Here is a 20,879-nt window from a genome sequence, read left to right on the forward strand (position 1 = left end):
GCCACTTTCCTCACCCGACGGCCCGCCCCTTGCCATGTCCTGACGGCCCACCACTTGCCCTTGAGTGCACTCCAGGCCCTACCCTCGGGCCCAGCGGCCGCGCCCCCACCCGGGACACGGCCACCCATCCACCACCAGGGGGACAGAACCTTGCGCTACCGCGTCCTCGGCGGCACCGGCATCGAGGTGAGCGCGTACTGCCTCGGCACCATGATGTTCGGGGCGGTCGGCAACCCCGACCACGATGACTGCGCCCGCATCATCCACACCGCGCTCGACCAGGGCGTCAACTTCATCGACACGGCCGACATGTACTCGGCCGGCGAGTCCGAGGAGATCGTCGGCAAGGCACTGCAGAGCCACGGCAGCCGCGACGACGTCGTCCTCGCCACCAAGGTGCACTTCCCGATGGGCGAGGGCCGCAACCGGGGCGGCAACTCGCGGCGCTGGATCGTCCGCGAGGTCGAGGAGAGCCTGCGGCGGCTGCGGACCGACTGGATCGACCTCTACCAGGTGCACCGGCCCGACCACACCACCGACATCGAGGAGACCCTCTCCACGCTCGGCGACCTCGTGCGGGCCGGCAAGATCCGCGCCTTCGGCTGCTCGACCTTCCCCGCCGAGCAGCTCGTCGAGGCCCACCACGTCGCCGAACGCCGCAACCTGCCGCGCTTCCGCACCGAGCAGCCGCCGTACTCGCTGCTCGCCCGCGGCATCGAGCGGGACGTGCTGCCGACCGTGCAGCGGCTCGGCATGGGCGCGCTGACCTGGAGCCCGCTCGCCTCCGGATTCCTCACCGGCCGCTACCGCAGGAACCGCCCGATCGACCTCACCACCGGCCGGGCCGCCCTGACCCCGGCCCGCTTCGACCCGGCGCTGCCGGTCACCGCGGCCAAGCTCGACGCCGTCGAGGAGTTCACCGCGCTCGCCGACGACCTCGGCCGCACCCTGCCCGAACTCGCCCTCGCCTTCCCGCTGGCGCACCCGGCCGTCACCTCGGTGATCATCGGCCCGCGCACCGCGGAGCAGCTGGCGGCGGCCCTCAAGGGCGCCGACCTCGTCCTGGACGACGACGCCCTCGACCGCATCGACGCGATCGTCCCGCCCGGCACCGACCTCTACCGCCCCGACGGCGTCTGGCAGCCCCCCGCCCTCGCCGACGCCGCCCTCCGCCGCCGCCCCCTCACCGACCGCGCGGCGGGCTAGGGTCCGTCGCCAGGCAGGCGGTCGTTGGAAGACGGCCCCTAGGGTCGGGCCGCTCCGCGCAGCAGGTCGATCACGCCGGTGAGGTCCTCGTCGCCGCCGCCCTCGGCGAGCCGGCGCCGCATCAGCCGGAAGTAGGGGTCGATCAGTTCGGGGCTGACCCCCTGCTCCTCTGCGGTGCGCAGGAACGTCGGCGTGCCCGCGACCTGCATGGCGAGGTTGGAGACGACGTCCCGGGTGTAGTCGCCGCTCTCCAGTTGCTCGGCGGTCCTCGCCACCGAGCCGGACATCGCCGTAATCCAGGAGGTCAGCAGCGGGGCGAGGCCGGCCGGGGCCACGGCCTCCTCGCGGATCAGCGCGAAGGCGTGCGCGACGCCGGCGAACATGCCGTACATCGCGCTCAGCAGCGCCACGTCGTGCAAGGCCGCGAAGCCGTCGTCCTCGCCGACCCAGGTGGTGCCGGCCGGGACGGCGAGGGTGGCCCGGTGCTCCTCGAAGAGCGCGGGCGAGCCGCTGTAGAAGACGTACGGGCCGGCCGCCGCGACGCCGATCATCGGCGGGACGGCCATGATCCCGCCGTCCAGGTAGCGGGCACCGCGCGCGCGGGCCCACTCGGCGCGGGCCCGGGCCTGGCCGGGGGTGCCGGTGACCAGGTTGACCACGTCCTTGCCGGTCAGGTCGACGCCGTCCAGCGCCGCCCCGACGGAGGCGTCGTCCAGCAGGCAGACGACCAGCAGCCGGTTGGCCGCGACCGCCTCGGCGGCGGTGGCGGCCACGGCCGCGCCCTCGGCGGCGAGCGGTTCGGCCCGGGCGGGGGTCCGGTTCCAGATGGTCAGCGGGTGCCCGGCGGCGAGCCAGGTCCGGGCGAGCGCGGCGCCCATCGCGCCGAGGCCGAGCAGGGTGAGGGGGGTCTTCGCAGCGGGGTCAACGGTGTTGCGTGCCATGCGGATCAGGCTCGTCGCCGGCCCCGGGGCCGATCAAGTACGCACTTCGAAGTGGGTGGTTACCCTGAGGTGAGCGAGCAGGCCGGAGAGGTGGGGGCATGGCGACGGTTCCGAGGCCCGGTGCGTACGTCTGCGGGATCGACGCCGCGATGGACGTGATCGGCGGCAAGTGGAAGGTGCTGATCCTCTGGGCGCTGGCGGAGCTCCCGAACCGACGGTTCGGCGAACTGCGCCGCCAGGTGCCGGGCATCACCGAGAAGGTGCTCGCCGCCCACCTCCGCGAGCTGGAGGCGGACGGCATCGTGCACCGCGAGTCGTACGACGAGGTGCCGCCGCGGGTCGAGTACTCGCTGACGGCGGCCGGGGTCCGGCTCAACGAGGCGCTGGCGCCGCTGGGCGCCTGGGGGCGCGAGCACGTCCTCGGCGGGCAGCCGCACCCGGCGTGAGCCGCCGTCAGGCGACCGGTGCCGTCGGACGACCCGTGCCGTCAAGCGAGGGGTGCCGTCGGACGACCGGTGCCGTCAGGCGATGGACGCGGCCACGATCGCCGCGACTGCGAGGTTGCAGCTGGCTGAGACCCAGACCGCCGGGTGCGGCTCGGGGTCGACCAGGATCGCGCCGAGCTTGCCCGGCGTGAGCAGGTCCACCACCCAGAACGCGACGGCCATCAGCACCAGCCCGAGCACACCGAAGCAGGCGGTGGAGACCAGGCCCTTCCCGAAATCCTCGTAGGTGTAGAGGATCGCGGTGAAGACGATGCCGCCGATGCCGAGCAGCGCCGAGCTGAGCAGCACGGCGGCGTTGCGGTTGCGCTCGACCCAGATCTGGTGGCCCAGCTTCCCCGGCGTCAGCACGTCCACCAGGCCGACGCCGAGGAGCAGCAGCACCACGCCGACGCCACCGAAGGCGGCGGCCGCACCGAGGCCGTGCAGGATGTCGTTCACAGGTCTGTCCCCCGCGGTCCACTCACTGATTCCAGCCCGGTCCGGCTGGGTCCAACGGTCAAGGATCGGCAAAACATATCCCATCGGGCCGCGGCCCGGCCGGGGAAGCGGGGCCCCTCCCTTATCCTCCGGCCCCACGCGTACCATCGGGCGCCATGACGTCGCCACCGCCCTCCGCCACAGCCACCGGATCCGGTACCCCGGTGCCGGACGCCCGACGCCGCTCGGGCTTCGTCGCCCTCGGCATGGTCGGCACCCTGGCGCTGGCCCTGTCCGGCTGCTCCTCCTCCAGCAGCAGCCCGCCGAGCGCTGCGTCGACCCCGCCACGCTGAAAGTGCTGGACAGCCACTCCTGCAAGAGCGGCGGCACCACGGCCGACCAGTGGAACTCGCTGCACGAGCGGCTGGTCGCCTCCTGGGCCCGGCAGAAGCACCTGCTGCCGCCCGGCCCGGTGCACTTCGCGCACTCGCGCGGCGACACCGAGGGCGAGGACTGGATGACCACCCTCTACCTCCAGGAGTGCGCCGAGCAGGCCGGGATCGAGACGGTCGGCATCGCCATGGAGGACATCGGCTGGGACGGCCTCTCCGGCCGCTTCGTCGACCTCGAACACCGCTTCATCCGGGCCGCGTTCAAGCTCTACCCGTGGGAGTGGCTGACCGAGGACGAGTTCGGTGAGCAGCTGCTCGACGTCATCGACCACGGCGGCGGCACCGGCTCCACGCTCTGGATCGAGCCGGCCTGGAAGATGCTGCTCTCCAACAAGGCGCTGCTGGCGGTGCTCTGGGAGCTCAACCCCGGCCACCCCAACCTGCTCCCCGCCCACCTCGACGGCCCGCGCGAGCTCGCCGGCCCGGACGGCCCCGGCTACGCGGCCAAGCCGCTGCTCGGCCGCGAGGGCGCCGGCATCCGGATCGTCGGCCCGGACGGCGGGGAGACCCGGCTCGCCGACTGGGCCGGCGACCCGGACCGCTACGGCCCCGAGGGCCACTGCTACCAGCAGTACCACCCGCTGCCCGACTTCGACGGCAACCGCCCGGTGCTCGGCGCCTGGGTGGTCGACGGCGAGGCGGCGGGCCTCGGCATCCGCGAGACGGACGACAGCCCGATCACCCACCAGGGCGCCCGCTTCCTGCCCCACGTCATCGTGTAGCCGCGGGTCAGTCCTCCTCCGTCAGGTGGTCGACGCAGGCCGCGACCGCGAGCAGCAGGCCGGTGTCGGCCCCGTCGGCGATCTCCACGCCGTAGGTGTCCCGGACCCGGAACCACTTGCGGGAGATCCGGGCGAGCTCGTCGCCGTGGCCGTTCTCGATCCGGTAGTCCTTGTCGATCAGGTCACCGTGGATCTTCAGCTCGCCGCCGTCGGCCAGCTCCACGTGGTACTTGTCGCGGAACGGCGTGAACAGCTTCTCCCGGACGGTCGCGACCGTGTCCCCGTCGGTGTTCTCGATCCGCATCGCGTCCCGGACGGTGAACGCCTTCTCCTTCAGCACCGCGACCACCCGGCCACCGGCGTCCTTCAGCTCGAAGGTGTGCCGGAGCCGCAGCACCTTGCCGTCCACCAGGAACGCCTTGTGCCCGTGGTCGTCCTCGATCCAGTAGTCGTCACCGATCGCGAACAGCTTCTCCCTGACCAGGTACCGCATACCGCCTCCAGTTCGTGGGCGTGCGCCGTGGGTGTGCCCCCGGGTGCGACCCGTGGGCGTGACCCGTGGGCGTGACCCGTGGGTGTGACCCCCCGCCCGCCATTCGACCCGATCGTCCGCCCGGGGTGAAGCACCGCCACACGGGCACCGGGAACGACGGACCCCGCGGGCGGCCGGAAACCGGCGGCAGGGAACTGGCGCTCGCCGACTTCCGCAGCAAGATCACCATCCTGGACTTCTGGGCCTTCTCGTAGGGGTCTTGCCGCTACATGGTCAACATGCACCGGTCAGACTCTCGGCAACCCTCAAAGTTGATAAGTTCAATTAGCCACCGATGGCATGTATCAACTCCGGGGAGAGCGACGTTGGCAGGACGAGGCAGGCCCAGCCGCAGTACCGTCTACAACCGACTCACCGGCGCGCTGACCGAGCTGAACGAGCGCTTCGGCGGACTCCCCAGTCCCAGAGAAGCCCAGGAGATCTGGGACGACATCTGGCATCAGGAGACGCACCACTCCACTGCGCTTGAGGGCAACACCCTGGTCCTTCGCGAGGTGCAAGCACTCCTGGATCAAGGTCGAGCCGTCGGAGCCAAGCCGCTCAGCGAGTACAACGAGGTCCAGGGATACGCTGACGCCGCCCGCTGGGTCTACGGCCAGGCGCTGGAGCCGGACGCTTGGCATGACGGCCGCCTCGTCACCCTCGGCGAGATCCGGCACATCCACCACGCGGCCATGACGCCGGTCTGGAACGTGGCACCTCACCCGGACGCGGGCGACCGCGAAGGCCCCGGCAACTTCCGCGAGCACGACATCGCCCCCTTCGCCGAGGGGATGACGCCGCCACGCTGGCCGCTGGTGCCGGCACAGGTCGAGCAGTGGGTTACCGAGGTCTGCGCTCTTGGCCAGCTGATTGAGAAGAGCACGGATCTCGGCCGCCCCCTTCCCGAGGAACTGGCCCGCATCCACAACCAGTTCGAACGAATCCACCCGTTCCTCGACGGGAACGGCCGAACCGGTCGACTCGTCATGAACCTGGTCCTCGTCCGCCTCGGGTATCCGCCGATCATCATCCTCAAGCGGCAGCGCGACGCGTACCTGACCGCGCTACGCAGGGCGGACACGGGTGACTTCGGCGCCCTCGGCGAGCTGATCGCCCGGGCAATGGAGGACAATCTCAACCGCTTCATTGTCCCCAACGTGGCCGGCCCCGCGAGGATGGTCCCACTCGCCGCGCTCATCGATGATGAGTTGTCCCTTGCAGCGCTCCGGCAGGCAGCCCAGCGCGGCCGTCTGAACGCCGTGCAGGGCCCTGACGGAGTCTGGCGCTCGTCCCGGAAATCGGTCGCGGCTTACAAGGCCGCCAAACATCAGCGCAGGCCCCGCTCCACGGCATGACACCCTGCACCGGAATGCAGACGGGAAGCGTGGGGTTTGATTGGGGCATGGCTTCTCGTGCACGTGTCCGCGCCCCTGAACTGGTCGGCGCCGGTGGATGGCTCAACACCGGCGGCAAGGACCTGACCCTTGCCGACCTCCGAGGTCGCATTTTGGTACTGGATTTCTGGACCTTCTGCTGCATCAACTGCCTGCACGTCCTGGACGAGCTGCGGGAGCTGGAGGAGAAGCACCGCGACACCGTGGTGATCGTGGGCGTGCACTCGCCGAAGTTCGTGCACGAGGCCGACCACCAGGCCGTGGTGGACGCCGTGGCGCGGTACGAGGTGCACCACCCGGTGCTGGACGACCCGGCACTGGCGACGTGGAAGCAGTACGCGGTGCGGGCGTGGCCGACGCTGGTGGTGATCGACCCCGAGGGGTACGTGGTCGCCCAGCACGCCGGCGAGGGGCACGCGCACGCCATCGCCAGGCTGGTGGAGGAGCTGGAGGCGGAGCACGCCGCCAAGGGGACGCTGCGCCGCGGCGACGGCCCGTACGTGGCGCCGGAGCCCACCGCGGGCGAGCTGAAGTTCCCCGGCAAGGCGGTCCGGCTGCCCGACGGGCACTTCCTGGTCGCCGACTCCGGGCACCACTCGCTGGTCGAGCTGGCCGAGGACGGCGAGACGGTCGTCCGCCGGATCGGCGACGGGGTGCGCGGCCTGGTGGACGGCACCGCCCCCCGGTTCAGCGAACCGCAGGGCCTGGCGCTGCTGCCGGAGGGGTCCCCGTACGACGTCGTGGTCGCCGACACCGTCAACCACGCGCTGCGCGGCGTCCGGCTGTCGGACGGCGAGGTGACCACCCTGGCCGGCACCGGCAGGCAGTGGTGGCAGGGCTCCGCCACCGAGGGGCCGGCCCTCGATGTGGACCTCTCCTCGCCGTGGGACGTGGCCTGGTTCGACGGCAGGGTGTGGATCGCCATGGCCGGCGTCCACCAGCTCTGGGCCTACGACCCTGCGGCCGGCACCGTCGGCGTGGCGGCCGGGACCACCAACGAGGGCCTGGTCGACGGACCGGCCGCCGAGGCCTGGTTCGCCCAGCCGTCCGGCCTGGCCGTCTCGGCGGACGGTGAGAGGCTCTGGGTCGCCGATTCGGAGACCTCCGCCCTCCGGTGGGTTTCACGTGGAACGAACGACGTCCACACCGCCGTCGGCACCGGCCTGTTCGACTTCGGGCACCGCGACGGCGCCGCGGAGCAGGCGCTGCTCCAGCACCCGCTGGGCGTCACCGTGCTGCCCGACGGCTCGGTGGCCGTCAGCGACACCTACAACCACGCGCTGCGCCGCTTCGACCCGGCGAGCGGCGAGGTCACCACGCTGGCCACCGACCTGCGCGAACCCTCGGGTGCGGTGCTGGTCGACGGCGACATCGTGGTGGTCGAGTCGGCCCGGCACCGGCTGACCAGGCTGCGGCTGCCCGAGGAGGCCGTCCGGGTCGAGTCGGTCGCGCACCGCACCCAGCGGGCCGCCACCGAGGTCGCGCCGGGCGCGTTCCGGCTCGACGTGGTCTTCTCGGCGCCGGCCGGCCAGAAGCTGGACGAGCGCTACGGCCCGTCCACCCGGCTGCTGGTCAGCTCCACCCCGCCGGAGCTGCTCGTCTCCGGAGCGGGCGCGGACTCCGCGCTCTCCCGCGAGCTGGTGCTCTCCGACGAGGTGACCGAGGGCGTGCTGCACGTCTCGGCGATGGCCGCGTCCTGCGACGACGACCCGGAGATCGAGTTCCCGGCCTGCCACGTGCACCAGCAGGACTGGGGCGTGCCGGTGAAGCTGGTCGCCGAGGGCGCGCGCCGGCTGCCGCTGGTGCTGGCCGGGATGGAGTAGCCGCCGCACCGCACGACGAAGGGCCCGGCGCGTGCCGGGCCCTTCGTCGTGCCGCTGCTCAGCCCTCCAGGAAGGCCTTGATCGCGCTCGCCAGCAGGTACGGGTCGTCCGCCCCGCACAGCTCGCGCGCCGAGTGCATGGAGAGTGCCGCGATGCCGCAGTCCACCGTCTGGATGCCGAGGCGGGCCGCGGTGATCGGGCCGATCGTCGTGCCGCAGGGCATCGCGTTGTTGGAGACGAAGGTCTGCCACGGCACGCCGGCCTTCTCGCAGGCCGCCGCGAACACCGCCCGGCCGACGCCGTCGGTGGCGTACCGGTTGTTGACGTTGACCTTCAGGATCGGCCCGCCGTTGGGCATCGGGTGGTGCCCCGGCTCGTGCCGCTCGCTGTAGTTCGGGTGGACGGCGTGGCCCATGTCGGAGGAGAGGCAGACGGTGCCGGCCAGCGCCCGGGCGCGGTCCTCGGGGCTGCCGCCGCGCGCGTAGACGGAGCGCTCCAGGACGTTGCCGAGCAGCGGGCTCTGCGCGCCGGTGTCCGACTCGCTGCCGGTCTCCTCGTGGTCGAAGGCGGCCAGCACCGGGATGTACGGCAGCTCGGCGCCGTCCGTCCCGGCCGCGGCGGCCACGGCGGCCAGGGCGGCGGCGGCGGCGTGCACCGAGAGCAGGTTGTCCAGCCGCGGACCGGCCAGCAGCTCGCGGTCCCGGCCCAGGTAGGAGGCGGGCTGGACGTCGTGCGTCATGAGGTCCCAGCCGGCCACGTCGGCGGCCTCGACGCCGGCGCGCTGCGCGACGTACGCGATCAGCGAGCCCTCGTCCACCGGGCCGAGGCCCCAGATCGGCGTGAGGTGGCGCTGCTTGTCGAGCTTCATGCCCTCGTTGACCTGGCGGTCCAGGTGGATCGCCAGCTGCGGCACGCGCAGCAGCGGCTCGTCCAGCTGCACCAGCCGCGCGCTGCCGTCGCGCAGTGCGAGCCGGCCGGAGAGGCCGAGGTCCCGGTCGAGCCAGGTGTTCAGCGGCACGCCGCCGTAGATCTCCACCGCGACCTGCCGCCAGCCCGCCGAGCCGGTGTCCGGCACCGGCTTGACCCGCAGGTTCGGCGAGTCGGTGTGGGTGCCGACCACCCGGAACGGCGTCTGGGGGCCGGCGCCCTCCGGCACGAACCAGGCGATCAGCGCGCCGCCGCGGATCAGGTACCGCCCGCCGGCCGCCGCGTCCCAGGCGTCCGTCTCGGAGACCTGCCGGAAGCCCGCCTTCTCCAGCCGCTCCGCGGCGCTGGCGACCGCGTGGTACGGCGACGGTGAGGTACCGAGAAACGCGATCAGATCATCGGTGTGCGTCCGGTCGAAGAAGGCCTGGCGGGCGGCGGTCGACATGCTGCTCCTGAGTCGAGGGAGGGCTGAGGCCGGATGGGGGGTCGGCTTCGCACCTTGAGCATATGCCCGTACACGGACATGACACTCGGAACCTCCCAACGGATGCAGAACGCAGACAGAACCGTGAACTGACGCCGTGAAGGGTGTCACGCACCCAACGGTTGCGCCCGGTCGCGGACGGTCATGGCAGGACCGCCGACGGCTCCGGGCACACCGAAGGGCCCGGTCGGAACCGGGCCCTTCGGCGTGAGGGTTGGGTCAGGCGGTCAAAGCGGCGTCACGCGACGGGGGTCCCCCGGACGGAGTCCGGGGAGCGTCCCGGGGAGGGTGACGGCGGGCGCCGGGTGGGCGGAGGCTAGAACGCCTCCTCCGCCAGCTCCATGATCTCGTTGTCGATGCCCTCGGCGATCAGGCGCTGCGGGGTGACGGTCGGCAGGATGTTCCTGGCGAAGAAGCGGGCCGCCGCGACCTTGCCCTGGTAGAAGGGGACGTCCTTCTCCGAGGCGCCGGCCTCCAGCTTGGCCAGGGCCACCGCGGCCTGGCGCAGCAGCAGCCAGCCGACCACGACATCGCCGGAGACCATCAGCAGGCGGGTGGTGTTGAGGCCCACCTTGTACATGTTCTTGACGTCCTGCTCGACCGAGGAGAGGTCGGCGAGCAGCTTGCCGACGATGGCCTCCAGGTCGCCGGCGGCCTTGGCGAGCAGCTCGCGCTCGGCGGCCAGGGCGTCGCCGCCCGCGGCCGAGCCGAGGAACTTCTGGATCTGCTCGGACAGCGCGGTGAGCGCCTGGCCGCCGTCCTTGACGATCTTGCGGAAGAAGAAGTCCTGGCCCTGGATCGCGGTGGTGCCCTCGTAGAGGGTGTCGATCTTGGCGTCCCGGATGTACTGCTCGATCGGGTACTCCTGCAGGTAGCCGGAGCCACCGAAGGTCTGCAGGGACTGGGCGAGCTGCTCGTAGGACTTCTCGGAGCCGTAGCCCTTGACGATCGGCAGCAGCAGGTCGTTCAGGCGCTCGGCGGCCTCGTCGGTCTCGCCGCGCAGGCGGGCGGCCAGCACGTCGTCCTGGGTGGAGGCGGTGAGCAGGACCAGGGCGCGCATGCCCTCGGCGTACGCCTTCTGGGTCAGCAGCGAGCGGCGCACGTCCGGGTGGTGCGTGATGGTGACGCGCGGGGCGGTCTTGTCCAGGAACTGCGAGATGTCCGCACCCTGCACGCGCTCCTTGGCGTACTCCAGGGCGTTGAGGTAGCCGGTGGAGAGGGTGGCGATGGCCTTCGTGCCGACCATCATCCGGGCGAACTCGATGATCTTGAACATCTGGCGGATGCCGTCGACCTTCTCGCCCAGCAGCCAGCCCTTGGCCGGGTGCTTGGCACCGAAGGTCATCTCGCAGGTGTTCGAGGCCTTGAGGCCCATCTTGTGCTCGACGTTGGTGGCGTAGACGCCGTTGCGCTCGCCGAGCTCGCCGGTCTCCCAGTCGAAGTCGAACTTCGGCACGATGTAGAGGCCGAGGCCCTTGGTGCCCGGCTTACCGCCCTCGGGGCGGGCCAGCACCATGTGGATGATGTTCTCGGACATGTCGTGCTCGCCCGAGGTGATGAAGCGCTTCACACCCTCGATGTGCCAGGAGCCGTCCTCCTGCTTGATCGCCTTGGTGCGGCCGGCGCCGACGTCCGAGCCGGCGTCGGGCTCGGTCAGCACCATGGTGGAGCCCCAGAGGCGGTCGGTCATCCGCTTGGCGACCTCCAGCTGCTCCGGGGTGCCCTCCTCGGCGATGACGCCGGCGAAGGCCGGGCCGGAGGAGTACATCCAGACGGCGGGGTTCGAGCCGAGGATCTGCTCGGCGAACGCCCAGATCAGCGAGGACGGGGTGACCTGGCCGCCGATCGACTCCGGGATGCCCAGGCGCCACCACTCGGCGTCCATGAAGGCCTGGTAGCTCTTCTTGAAGGAGGCCGGGACGGGGGCGGTGTTGGTCTCCGGGTCGAACACCGGCGGGTTGCGGTCGGTGTCGGCGAAGGACTCGGCGAGGTCGTTCTCGGCAAGGCGCGCGATCTCGCTCAGGATGCTCTTCGCGGTCTCGACGTCCATGTCCGCGAACGGTCCGGTGCCGTAGACCTGCTCGCGGCCGAACACCTCGAAGAGGTTGAACTCCACGTCCCGCAGGTTGGACTTGTAGTGACCCATGGCCGTTTTCTCCGGTTCGTCGCTTCCGGGAGACCGCCGCGTTCGGGCGTCCCGTACCCACCAGTAAGCATCATGATGCTACCCAGCGGTAACTTGTTTCAAGCCCCTGGCGGTGAATCCGCTATGAACGTGGTCACGTCCCACAAGCCGGGACGCCCACTCCTTGTCAGGATCGGCGCCCGCACGAGCGGCTGCGCTCCCGATAGCCTGTCCGTGTGTACGGCTATGACCAGAACGCATACCCGGGCGACCCCTACCAGCAGCAGGCGGGACCGCAGCCGGGCATGAACGGCATGCCCGGCCCCGGCCCGTACGGCGAGCAGCCGCAGGCATCGCAGCAGTCCCTCTACCCCGAGCCGTCGCCGCCCTCGCTGGCGGACGCCGTCCGGGCCTTCACCACCGGGTCGATGGCGGTGGAGGACTTCCAGGCCATCTTCATCACCTCCAAGGTGCACTGCCCGCGCGGCGACCGGCCCGGGTTCCTGGCACTGCACAACACGCCGACCCCGGTGATCCCGATGTTCAGCTCGCTGAAGGAGCTGCGCCGGTACGCCGGCAAGGACTCCAAGCACTTCACCGTCACCGGCGCCGAGATCCTGGACCTGCTGCCGACCGGGTACGGCTTCGCGCTGGACATGGAGGGCGAGCACCGGATGGTGTTCGACGCGAAGGCGGTCGAGCAGATGGTCGACTTCACCATGCGCCGGATGTACGGCTGACGGCAGCAGGCCGCTTGGCGACCGCCCGCCGCCGCACGCAAGGCCGGCGACTGGCGGTCGCTTCGGACCCGATCCATCCTGGAAGGGGCCGCGAGGCCGAGTCGTCACTACATAGTTCAAACTTCAACTTGCTTCTTGTTGAGGATTGAACTAATCTCGTGGACGTAGGCCAGAGGAACCCCCCGAAGGAGGCCGACATGCCCGCCGTGACCGTCGAAAACCCGCTCGTTCTGCCGCGCGTCGCAGCGCCCGCCGAAGGCGCCCGTCCGCGCCCGGTGCTGGCCGTCTCCACCGCCCCGGAAGGATTCGAGGGCGAGGGCTTCCCGGTCCGCCGCGCCTTCGCCAAGATCAACCAGAAGTACCTGGACCCGTTCATCATGATGGACCAGATGGGCGAGGTGGACTACGCCGCCGGAGAGCCGAAGGGCACCCCGTGGCACCCGCACCGGGGCTTCGAGACCGTCACCTACATCATCGACGGCACCTTCGTGCACCAGGACTCGCACGGTGGCGGCGGCGTCATCACCGACGGCGACACCCAGTGGATGACGGCCGGCTCCGGCCTGCTGCACATCGAGACCCCGCCGGAGTCGCTGGTCATGTCCGGCGGCCTGTTCCACGGGCTGCAGCTGTGGGTGAACCTGCCCGCCGCGGACAAGATGATCGCGCCGAAGTACCAGGACATCCGCGGCGGCAGCGTGAAGCTGCTCGCCTCGCAGGACGGCGGCGCGCTCGTCCGGCTCATCGCCGGTGACATCGCGGGCCACCAGGGCCCCGGCGCCACGCACACGCCCATCACGATGATCCACGTGTCCGTGAACCCCGGCGCCCAGGTCACCCTGCCCTGGCGGGCCGACTTCAACGGCCTGGCGTACGGCCTCGCCGGCAGCGGCTCCGCGGGTGAGGAGCGGCGCCCGTTCCACATGGGACAGGCGGTCGTCTTCGGCGAGGGCGACTCGCTCACCATCCGGGCGGACGAGGCCCAGGACACCCGCAGCGCCAACTTCGAGGTCGTCCTCCTCGGCGGGCAGCCGATCCGGGAGCCCGTCGCCCACTACGGCCCGTTCGTGATGAACAGCCACCGCGAGCTCCAGCAGGCGATGGAGGACTACCAGGCCGGCCGCCTGGGGACCATCCCCACCAGCTGAGGTGGTGACCGGCACGGGCGGCCGGTGCGGCAGGTTCCTGCCGCACCGGCCGCCCGTGCGTCGTCGGTCGCCGTCGCCGGACGCACCGGCCCCGGGCGGCGGACGGGTCAGACGCCGACCAGGCCCGCGCGGATCACGTCCCTGCGCAGGGCGCTGAAGCGGCCGCCGGAAGCACGGTCGAACTCCACGATCCACTCGAAGGTGTTGGGCCTCTCCCCGAGCCTCGGCAGGGCCTCCTCCAGGTACCCGCCGCCGCGCCGTTCCAGGAGCTTGGGCAGGACCCGGGCCATCAGGGCGCTGGAGAAGTCGACGTACTGCGGCTTGCCGCGCCGGCGCTGGTCGATGAAGGAACGCCACTCGGAGGCGCTGCCGACGTAGTCGGACGGATCCTGCTGGAAGAGCGAGGTCTTGACGAAGACCTCGTCGGGCACCCGGTGCCCGGCCCGCCAGTCGGTGAGGCGGAGCAGGTAGGAGACCTCCTCCTCGGCCGGTCCGGGCTGCGGGAGCTCCCCCTCGCCCAGGAACCAGCGGCGGCGGTGGAGCAGGACCCGGCCGGCCCGCAGCCGGGGCAGGCCGAGGACGCCGCCGCGGTCGCGCTCGGCGAGCCGTTGGCGCGCCTTCTCCTGGAGGTCGAGCACCAGACGGCCGGAGCCGACCAGCCAGTAGGCGAGCCGCAGCGGGAAGGGGTACATCTCGCTGTACTGCGAGCCCAGCGGGAGCACCCGGACCGGCCGGCCGTCGCGGTCGAGCAGTTCCAGGCGGTCCGCCGACGGGTCGTGGCGCAGCGTCAGGGTGGCCCACTCGCGCGGGGTGACGGTGTCGGGCAGCACCTGGGGGTGCAGGTTGATGTTGGTGCGGTACAGGCCGCGGTCCTCCAGCACCCGGGCGCCGTCGGCGCCGTACAGGCCGAGCAGGCGCTCGGCGAGCCGGTCGACGGCGGGGCCGCCGGTGCTGCTCGCGGCGTGCAGGAAGCGGGAGTTCAGCGAGGCGTGGCCCGCGTAGGCGTCGTTGACGACGAGCAGGTCGTCGGTGGGCTGGATGAGCACCCCGTACGAGAGCGGGACGGCCCGGAAGCGGTCGGGCAGCCCGGCGGTGAGCTCGGCGAGGTAGCCGGCGTCCCAGATCACCTCGTCGCGGTGCCGGCCCGCGTGCACCTCGCGGACCAGGGCCCCGACGGCGCGGCGGCGCAGGGCGTGGAGCTGCCCGAGGCTGCCGTCGTCGGGCCCGAGGCCGTCGGGGCCGGCGGTGCGCAGCAGGTCCTCGCGCCGGTAGACCTCGTTCACCAGCTCCTCGGCGTGCTCGACCAGCCCCACCGAGGCGCCCGCGCCGAAGCGCTCGACGAAGGCGGCGGTGAGCAGGGCCCGGACCTCGTGGAAGCGGTCGTAGGCGGACTGGAACTCCAGGACGTCGGCGAGGTCGCCGAGGGCGCCGGTGTAGCCGGCGGGGCTCGGGGCGGTGGGCGGGAAGACGAGGTCCTCGTTGACGTGCAGCCGGGCCGGGCGCCCGCTGACCTCCAGGAGCCGCTCCTCCAGGTGCGGCAGCCGGCCGACCAGCGCGGGGCGCTGGCCGGCGGGTGCGGTCTCGATGCCCTCGACCACGTCGGCGAGTTCGTCGAGCAGCAGGCCCGCCGCCGGGTGGTCGCCCGACAGGCGGCGGCCGAGCGCGCGCAGGCCGGTGCGGTCCTGCTCGTCCGGGCCGGGAGCGGCGGTGAGCATGCCGGCGGCGACGACCTTGGCGACGTAGTCGGCGCCGGCCTCCCGGCTGCCGCCGGTCCTGGCGGCGAGGTCCTCGGCCAGGTGGTCGACGTGGTACGGGCCCATCCCGGCCATCGCGAGCAGCAGCCGCAGGTGACGGGTGAGCGGGGCGGAGAGCATCCGCACCTGGTCGCCGTCCACGCGGGGGAAGTAGACCCGGTCGGCCTCGGCCCGGAGGGTCGGTGAGACGGTGACCCAGCCGGTGGGGCCGCCGGTGACCGGCAGGCCGCCGAGCACGTGGTTGAGCACGGAGCGGTCGATCTCGGCGAAGGCTCGCGCCGTGTCGCCGTCGAACTCGACCTCGTCGAGCTGCGGGCCGTCCTCGTCCCAGTGCGCCAGACCGACGGCGGTGAACTGGGAGAGCGGGCTGGTCCGCAGCAGCGCCCGGGTGACGTACTGGATCAGTCCGCGCTCGGACTTGCGCAGCTTGCGGTCGGCGGCGCCGCCGGCGGCGCCGTACCGGACGGCCGTGTCGTGCACGGTCGGGGCGAGCAGCGACACGGCCTTGCCGAAGGTGGGGTGGTCGAGCAGGCCGGCCAGGTTGCGCCGTTCCAGCTCGATGGCCTCGCCGTAACGTTCGCGGATCCGGTCGGCGACGGCGGTGTACTCCCGGTGGAGCGCGAGCCAGGCGCTGGTGGCCTCCGGGAGTCCGTCCGCCGCCGCGCCCGGGTCGCGGCCGTTGAAGATCGCCCGGCGCAGCGCGACCACCCCTCGCCGGCGCTCCGGGTCCTCAACGGTGCCGGCGAGCGAGTAGAGCTCGTCGCAGGCCAGCGGCTGCCAGGAGTCCCGCTGCTGCTTGATCAGCGCGAGGTGGGCGAGCGACCTGCGCAGGTCCTCGGTGGAGAGGCGGTGGGCGGGCAGCGGGTTGACGCGGAGCTGGACGGTGTCGGCGATGCCGCCGTCCGCGCGGGGCGGATCGGCGGGGTGGTCGGGGTGGTTCATGGCCATCCTCTCTGGGGACCAGTGGTGGGGCCGGTACGCCCGGCGCGGCCCGGAGGCCGCCGCCGCTCAGAAGCGGCGGGCGTTGCGGCGGAAGGTGACCCAGCACAGGGCCAGGCCGCCGATCAGCCAGGCGGTGAGGACCAGCGCGATCCGTCCGTGCTCCCAGGCCCCGGCCGGTTCGGCGGCGGCGAAGGACTCGGGCAGGAAGGCGGAGCGGATTCCCTGGGTCATCCACTTGAGCGGGAAGAGCGAGGCGACGATCTGGACCGGCTTGGGCAGTGCGGTGATCACCCAGAACACTCCGGAGATGAACTGCAGGCCGATGTAGGGGAAGTTGACCAGCGCGGGGGCGTTGCGGGCGGACCGGGCCAGGGAGCCGATGGTGATGCCGATCAGCGCGGTGGAGACGGTGCCGAGCAGGAAGACCCACAGGAAGGTGAACCAGTGCGCGGCGTCCTTCGGCAGCTGGAAGCCGAACATCGCGACGCCCAGGGCCAGGATGACGCCGACCTGGACGAGGGCCTGGGTCAGGATCAGCACGACCTTGCCGATGAAGTACGACACCAGCGGGAAGGGCGTACCGGAGAGCCGGCGCAGGGTGCCCTCGTGGCGGTCGACCGCGATGCCGATGCCCATGGTGCCGAGGGCGGAGGACATGATGGTCGAGCCGATCATGCCCGCCACGGTGACCTCGCGCATCTTGATGCCGGTCCCGGGCACGACCTGGTCGAAGAGGCTGCCGAAGATGACCAGCAGCATGATCGGCATCAGGATGCTGAAGACCATGGCCTCGCGGTTGCGGATCAGCAGCCGCACCTCGAACAGGCCGCGGGCCAGGCCCAGGCGGATCGGGGACGGGAGCGGCGCGGACCCGGCGGCCGCGGCCGCGCGCGGGGTGGCGGGGGCGCGGGGGGCGGCGGGAGCGGGGGCGGCGATGGTCATCGGGCTTCTCCGATCATGGCGAGGTAGGTCTCCTCAAGGCTCGGGCGGTGCACCTGCAGGTCGGGTACGGCGCCGGCGAACTCCCGCGACAGCTCCTCGATCAGCTGCGCGGGGTTGGTGGTCTCGCGGCGCTCGCGGCCGTTCGGGCCCTGCCAGGTGACGACGGTGCCGGCCTCGGCGCGGCCGCCGAACCGTTCCGGGGTGTCGACCTCCACCAGCCGGCCGTTGGCCAGCACGCCGATGCGGTCGGCGAGCTGCTCGGCCTCGTCCAGGTAGTGGGTGGTCAGCAGGATCGTGGTGCCGTCGGCGGCGAGGTCGCGGATCAGCTGCCAGAACTGGCGGCGGGCCTCCGGGTCGAAGCCGGTGGTCGGCTCGTCCAGGAAGAGCAGTTCGGGGCGGCCGACGATGCCCAGGGCGACGTCCATCCGGCGGCGCTGGCCGCCGGAGAGGTCGCGCAGGGCCGCGTCCTTCTTCTCGGTGAGGCCGACGACCTCCAGCACCTCGTCGACGTCCCGGGGGTCCGGGTAGTACGACGCGAACTGGGCGAGCATCTCCCGCACCCGGGCGTCCGGCTGGTCCTGCGCGGTCTGCAGGACCACGCCGATCCGGGACCGCCAGCGGCGGTCGGCGCGGGCCGGGTCCTGCCCCAGGACCAGCACCTCGCCGCCGGAGCGGGGGCGCAGGCCCTCCAGGACCTCGACGGTGGTGGTCTTTCCGGCGCCGTTCGGGCCGAGCAGGGCGAACACCTCGCCGCGCGGGATCTCCAGGTCGACGCCGTCGACGGCACGGTGGGAGCCGTAGCTGACCTGAAGGCCCCTCAGCACGATCGCGGGTGCGTCGTGACTCATCTCATCTCCTCGTGTTCCCGCTCCGGGCGGCCGGGGCGGTGTGGTGCGGCGGTGCTGTCCGCCGGTGGGCGGCCGGTGAGGCCGGGGGTGGCGGCCGCTCGGGCCGCCGCCGGGGTGGCGGCCGGTCAGGCCGCCGGGAACTTGGGGCGGACGTCCTCCAGGAACAGCTGCAGGCTGCGCTCCGCGACGTCGCCGGGCATCGCACCGAAGTCGGCCTGGAGCAGGATGTGGTCGGCCTGCACGACGTCCTGGAAAGCGGCGAGCTTCTCGGCGACGGTCGCCGCGGAGCCGACGACCGCGCCGCCCTCGGTCCGCAGCCGCTCCGGCGTGATCATCCCGACGTACTTCCCGACCTGGTCGTAGCCGGGGTACGCCTTGGAGGTGGCGCTGTTCCAGGACGAGGTGGCCCCGCCCCAGACCCGCAGGTACTCGGCGAGCAGCGGGTCGCCGAGGCGCTGCGCCTGCGCGTCGGTCTCGGCGGTGAACACCGGCAGGCTGGCGGCGACCCGGGGCTGCTGCCCGCTGTCGCCGTGGGTGCGCTCGAACGCGTCGCGGTAGAGCGCGACCTGCTCGCGGACGGCCTCCAGCGGGGTCAGCGACGGGGTGATCAGCAGCCCGAGGCCGAGCTCGCCGATCCGGGTGAAGCTCTCCGCCGAACGCACCGCGGCGGCCCAGACGGGCGGGTGCGGGGTCTGGGTGGGCCGGGGCAGGATGGTGGCGTCCCGGTAGGAGAAGAACGGGGTGTCCTCGGTGACGTTCTTCTCGGTCCACAGGCGGAGCACGGCCTTGATGGTCGTCTCGAAGCGCTCCCGGCTGGTGTCCATGTCGACGCCGAAGGTCTCGAACTCGTACGGCAGGTAGGCGCGGGCGAAGCCGATGTCGACCCGGCCATGGCTGATCGCGTCCACCATCGCGGCGTACGAGGCCAGCTTCACCGGGTGGTGGAAGGCCGGCAGGACGCAGCCGGTCATCAGCCGGATGTTGGTGGTCTGCGCGGCGACGGCGGCCAGGAAGCCGAGCGGGCTGGGACAGTAACCGCCGTACGGGTGCAGGTAGTGCTCCGTCATCTTGACGTGGCTCATCCCGGCCTGGTCGGCGATCCGGGCCAGCGCGAGGACGTCGTCGAAGTAGGCGGTCGGCGACTTGGTGTCCGGCCCGGCGTCGGGGAGCAGCGAGATTCCGAAGTCCATGGTTTTCACTCCGTGGTCGTGGTGGCGGTGGTCGGGGCGGGTGCGGCGCGGCGGATGCGCTCCTCCCAGGTCTCGCCCAGGGCCAGGTCGGTGGCCTCGGCGAGGGCGAAGCAGAGGTAGTAGCGGTGCAGCGGGGTGACGTCCAGCAGCGGCAGCAGCTCGTAGAAGAAGTTGAGGAGGCTGCGGTAGGAGGCGAAGGAGTCGTCGGGGTTGGTGGTGATCCCGTACTGCTCGGTCAGCGCGTGGAAGCGGGTCGGCGGCCGGGTGCTGCCGTCGGGGGCGGCGGGTGCGAAGCCGTCCAGGTAGGTGTTGCCGAGCCGGCCGGAGCGGACCAGCGCGTCCAGGTAGCCCCAGCCGTAGCGGAAGCCGGCGTGCCAGCCGGCGGTCTCCGGCCCCGGCCCGTCGGCGAGGTGGCGGCGCACCAGGGCGGTGAGGTGGTCGGCGTCCCGCTCGAAGCGGCGCCGGAAGTCGGGGCGGTGGTCCTGCCCGGCGAGCGGCGAGGCGAGGAAGGCCTCGGCGTGCGAGCGGAAGGACATGGTGCCGAAGGGCATCCGGCCGGGGTGCGTGCCGGCCAGGGTGGCCATCACCTCGGCGAGGTGGGCGAGCAGCGCGTCCTCGTCGCGGTGCTCGCGCAGGGTGGCGAGCAGCGGGTCGAGCAGGGCGGCCTGGACGGCGGTGCGGGCCTCGCGCAGGTCGGGCAGCCAGTCGGCGCCGGCCTCGTCGGAGGCGATCAGCACGGTGCCGGGGGCGCGGAGCGGCGGCGCGGAGCGGCCGGTCTGCTCCCACTGCTCCATCCGGCGGGCCTGGCCGAGGTAGTCCGCCTCGGTGGGGCCGTCGAGCGCGGTGCCGGCCAGGGCGGACTCGGCCCGGGCGGACCAGCCGGAGACGTCCAGCGGGCGGCCGTTCTCGGGCCGCACGACGACCTCGTAGTGGGGCCCGCCGCGCCAGCCGCGGCGCAGGTGGACGGCGCGCAGCCGGTGGTCGCGGCGCAGTCCGGTGGCGAGCGGGCCCAGGACGTCGGCGACGTAGGCACGGGGCTGCTCGGGGCGGCCGTGGATCCGGATCACCAGCGGGTCGGTGGCGGTGGTCATGCGGATCTCCTTGGCGGGCGTCGGGTTCGGCACGGCGGACGGTCCGGGGTCAGCAGCAGCAGGTGGCGGAGGAGGACGAGGAGCAGCAGAACCAGCCGCCCCAGTTGGAGGCGCCCATCTCGGGCAGGGCGATCGCGTCGCCCAGTTCCAGTACGGACAGCTCCTCGATCTCCAGCTCGGTGGGATCGGCCGGCGATTCGGTACGTCCGGCCCGGTGGTGCTCGGTCATGGCTCCTCGCGAAGGTTCGGCGACTGGGTGGGGTGGGGTCCGAGGCGGCTCGGGGCTGCTCGGGGTGGTGCGGGGTGGTGGTGCGGGGTGGTGCGGGGCCCCGCGGGTGCCCGGTGGTCCGGAACACCCGCGGGACAGTGCCTGGCGCGCCGCTCCGCGGTCGCGGCCGCGCGCCGGTGTGCGTGCCGCTGAATCAGCAGCAGCAGGTGGAGGAGGAGGACGAGCAGCACATGGTGCCGCCGCTGGAGGCACCCATCTCCGGCAGGGCGGCGGCGTCGCCGACCTCCAGCACCGACAGCTCCTCGACGTCAACGGCCGGGACCTCGGCCGACTCGACCTGCGGGGTGTTGATGGACTCGCTCATGATGGAACTCCGTTTCTCAGTGCGCTTGTTGACGCTGAATCAGCAGCAGCAGGTGGACGAGGAGGACGAGCAGCACATGGTGCCGCCGCTGGAGTGGAG

Annotated in this window: 20 protein-coding genes and 1 pseudogene; 9 read left to right on the top strand and 12 right to left on the bottom strand. The window is 72.2% G+C overall.

Features of this window, described 5'->3' with window-relative positions:
- Positions 1–150: 150 nt before the first annotated feature.
- Positions 151–1,206 (top strand): aldo/keto reductase, encoded by a 1,056-nt coding sequence (locus C2142_RS18145; RefSeq protein ID WP_148643615.1) that lies wholly within the window; start codon positions 151–153, stop codon positions 1,204–1,206.
- A 38-nt stretch (positions 1,207–1,244) separates the two neighbouring features.
- On the opposite strand, the gene C2142_RS18150 is transcribed toward C2142_RS18145, so the two are convergent.
- Positions 1,245–2,147, bottom strand: coding sequence for an NAD(P)-binding domain-containing protein (locus C2142_RS18150; RefSeq protein WP_148643616.1), 903 nt, complete (start codon positions 2,145–2,147; stop codon positions 1,245–1,247).
- A gap of 98 nt (positions 2,148–2,245) precedes the next feature.
- Here C2142_RS18150 and C2142_RS18155 point away from each other — a divergent pair, with 98 nt between their 5' ends.
- Positions 2,246–2,593 carry a helix-turn-helix domain-containing protein gene (locus tag C2142_RS18155; protein ID WP_148643617.1) on the top strand — a complete coding sequence of 116 codons (348 nt, stop codon included), beginning with the start codon at positions 2,246–2,248 and terminating at the stop codon, positions 2,591–2,593.
- 75 nt (positions 2,594–2,668) lie between these two features.
- Here the strand turns inward: C2142_RS18155 and C2142_RS18160 are convergent, their stop codons facing one another.
- Positions 2,669–3,091, bottom strand: a complete 423-nt coding sequence (locus C2142_RS18160; protein ID WP_148643618.1) for a DUF350 domain-containing protein — start codon at positions 3,089–3,091, stop codon at positions 2,669–2,671.
- A 155-nt stretch (positions 3,092–3,246) separates the two neighbouring features.
- Here C2142_RS18160 and C2142_RS18165 point away from each other — a divergent pair, with 155 nt between their 5' ends.
- Together C2142_RS18165 and C2142_RS18170 are read left to right on the top strand one after the other, a co-directional pair.
- The gene (locus C2142_RS18165) at positions 3,247–3,423 is read left to right on the top strand and encodes a hypothetical protein (protein ID WP_153882790.1); all 177 of its coding nucleotides are present in this window, start codon (positions 3,247–3,249) and stop codon (positions 3,421–3,423) included.
- 41 nt (positions 3,424–3,464) lie between these two features.
- Positions 3,465–4,244, top strand: a pseudogene (locus C2142_RS18170) (glutathionylspermidine synthase family protein); the annotation flags it as partial.
- Positions 4,245–4,251: 7 nt separating this feature from the next.
- Here C2142_RS18170 and C2142_RS18175 read toward each other — a convergent pair.
- Complete coding sequence (locus C2142_RS18175; RefSeq protein ID WP_148643619.1) at positions 4,252–4,737, bottom strand: LURP-one-related family protein; 486 nt, start codon at positions 4,735–4,737, stop codon at positions 4,252–4,254.
- Between the two features lie 125 nt (positions 4,738–4,862).
- Here C2142_RS18175 and C2142_RS41605 point away from each other — a divergent pair, with 125 nt between their 5' ends.
- The 3 genes from C2142_RS41605 to C2142_RS18185 all read left to right on the top strand — a co-directional run bounded on the left by C2142_RS41605 (position 4,863) and on the right by C2142_RS18185 (position 7,996).
- Positions 4,863–4,991, top strand: a complete 129-nt coding sequence (locus tag C2142_RS41605) for a hypothetical protein (RefSeq protein WP_277347263.1) — start codon at positions 4,863–4,865, stop codon at positions 4,989–4,991.
- 111 nt (positions 4,992–5,102) lie between these two features.
- On the top strand, positions 5,103–6,134 hold the full coding sequence (locus C2142_RS18180; protein ID WP_206670987.1) for a Fic family protein: 1,032 nt from the start codon (positions 5,103–5,105) through the stop codon (positions 6,132–6,134).
- A 47-nt stretch (positions 6,135–6,181) separates the two neighbouring features.
- The gene (locus C2142_RS18185; protein ID WP_148643620.1) at positions 6,182–7,996 is read left to right on the top strand and encodes an NHL domain-containing thioredoxin family protein; all 1,815 of its coding nucleotides are present in this window, start codon (positions 6,182–6,184) and stop codon (positions 7,994–7,996) included.
- A 58-nt stretch (positions 7,997–8,054) separates the two neighbouring features.
- On the opposite strand, the gene C2142_RS18190 is transcribed toward C2142_RS18185, so the two are convergent.
- Positions 8,055–9,368, bottom strand: a complete 1,314-nt coding sequence (locus tag C2142_RS18190; protein WP_148643621.1) for a M18 family aminopeptidase — start codon at positions 9,366–9,368, stop codon at positions 8,055–8,057.
- Between the two features lie 355 nt (positions 9,369–9,723).
- Positions 9,724–11,553, bottom strand: coding sequence for an acyl-CoA dehydrogenase (locus C2142_RS18195; RefSeq protein ID WP_148643622.1), 1,830 nt, complete (start codon positions 11,551–11,553; stop codon positions 9,724–9,726).
- A gap of 284 nt (positions 11,554–11,837) precedes the next feature.
- Here C2142_RS18195 and C2142_RS18200 point away from each other — a divergent pair, with 284 nt between their 5' ends.
- Together C2142_RS18200 and C2142_RS18205 are read left to right on the top strand one after the other, a co-directional pair.
- Complete coding sequence (locus tag C2142_RS18200; protein ID WP_148644866.1) at positions 11,838–12,272, top strand: SseB family protein; 435 nt, start codon at positions 11,838–11,840, stop codon at positions 12,270–12,272.
- A 197-nt stretch (positions 12,273–12,469) separates the two neighbouring features.
- Positions 12,470–13,420: a pirin family protein gene (locus C2142_RS18205; protein ID WP_148643623.1), complete on the top strand. Its 951-nt coding sequence runs from the start codon at positions 12,470–12,472 to the stop codon at positions 13,418–13,420.
- A 107-nt stretch (positions 13,421–13,527) separates the two neighbouring features.
- Here C2142_RS18205 and C2142_RS18210 read toward each other — a convergent pair whose 3' ends face one another.
- The 7 genes from C2142_RS18210 to C2142_RS18240 all read right to left on the bottom strand — a co-directional run bounded on the left by C2142_RS18210 (position 13,528) and on the right by C2142_RS18240 (position 20,780).
- A complete protein-coding gene (locus C2142_RS18210) occupies positions 13,528–16,116 on the bottom strand; it encodes a lantibiotic dehydratase (protein WP_162002499.1) in 2,589 nt (862 codons plus the stop codon).
- Positions 16,117–16,182: 66 nt separating this feature from the next.
- The gene (locus C2142_RS18215; RefSeq protein WP_148643625.1) at positions 16,183–17,058 is read right to left on the bottom strand and encodes an ABC transporter permease; all 876 of its coding nucleotides are present in this window, start codon (positions 17,056–17,058) and stop codon (positions 16,183–16,185) included.
- Positions 17,055–17,906, bottom strand: coding sequence for an ABC transporter ATP-binding protein (locus C2142_RS18220; RefSeq protein ID WP_148643626.1), 852 nt, complete (start codon positions 17,904–17,906; stop codon positions 17,055–17,057). Before C2142_RS18220 ends, C2142_RS18215 begins: the two co-directional genes overlap by 4 nt.
- A 125-nt stretch (positions 17,907–18,031) precedes the next feature.
- The gene (locus tag C2142_RS18225) at positions 18,032–19,096 is read right to left on the bottom strand and encodes an LLM class flavin-dependent oxidoreductase (RefSeq protein WP_148643627.1); all 1,065 of its coding nucleotides are present in this window, start codon (positions 19,094–19,096) and stop codon (positions 18,032–18,034) included.
- Between the two features lie 5 nt (positions 19,097–19,101).
- A complete protein-coding gene (locus C2142_RS18230) occupies positions 19,102–20,187 on the bottom strand; it encodes a hypothetical protein (RefSeq protein WP_148643628.1) in 1,086 nt (361 codons plus the stop codon).
- Between the two features lie 49 nt (positions 20,188–20,236).
- A complete protein-coding gene (locus tag C2142_RS18235; RefSeq protein WP_148643629.1) occupies positions 20,237–20,416 on the bottom strand; it encodes a thiazolylpeptide-type bacteriocin in 180 nt (59 codons plus the stop codon).
- Positions 20,417–20,609: 193 nt separating this feature from the next.
- A complete protein-coding gene (locus C2142_RS18240; RefSeq protein ID WP_148643630.1) occupies positions 20,610–20,780 on the bottom strand; it encodes a thiazolylpeptide-type bacteriocin in 171 nt (56 codons plus the stop codon).
- Positions 20,781–20,879: the final 99 nt, after the last annotated feature.

This window comes from Streptomyces sp. CB01881, from assembly GCF_002953255.1.
In the GTDB taxonomy this organism is placed as follows: Bacteria; Actinomycetota; Actinomycetes; order Streptomycetales; family Streptomycetaceae; genus Kitasatospora.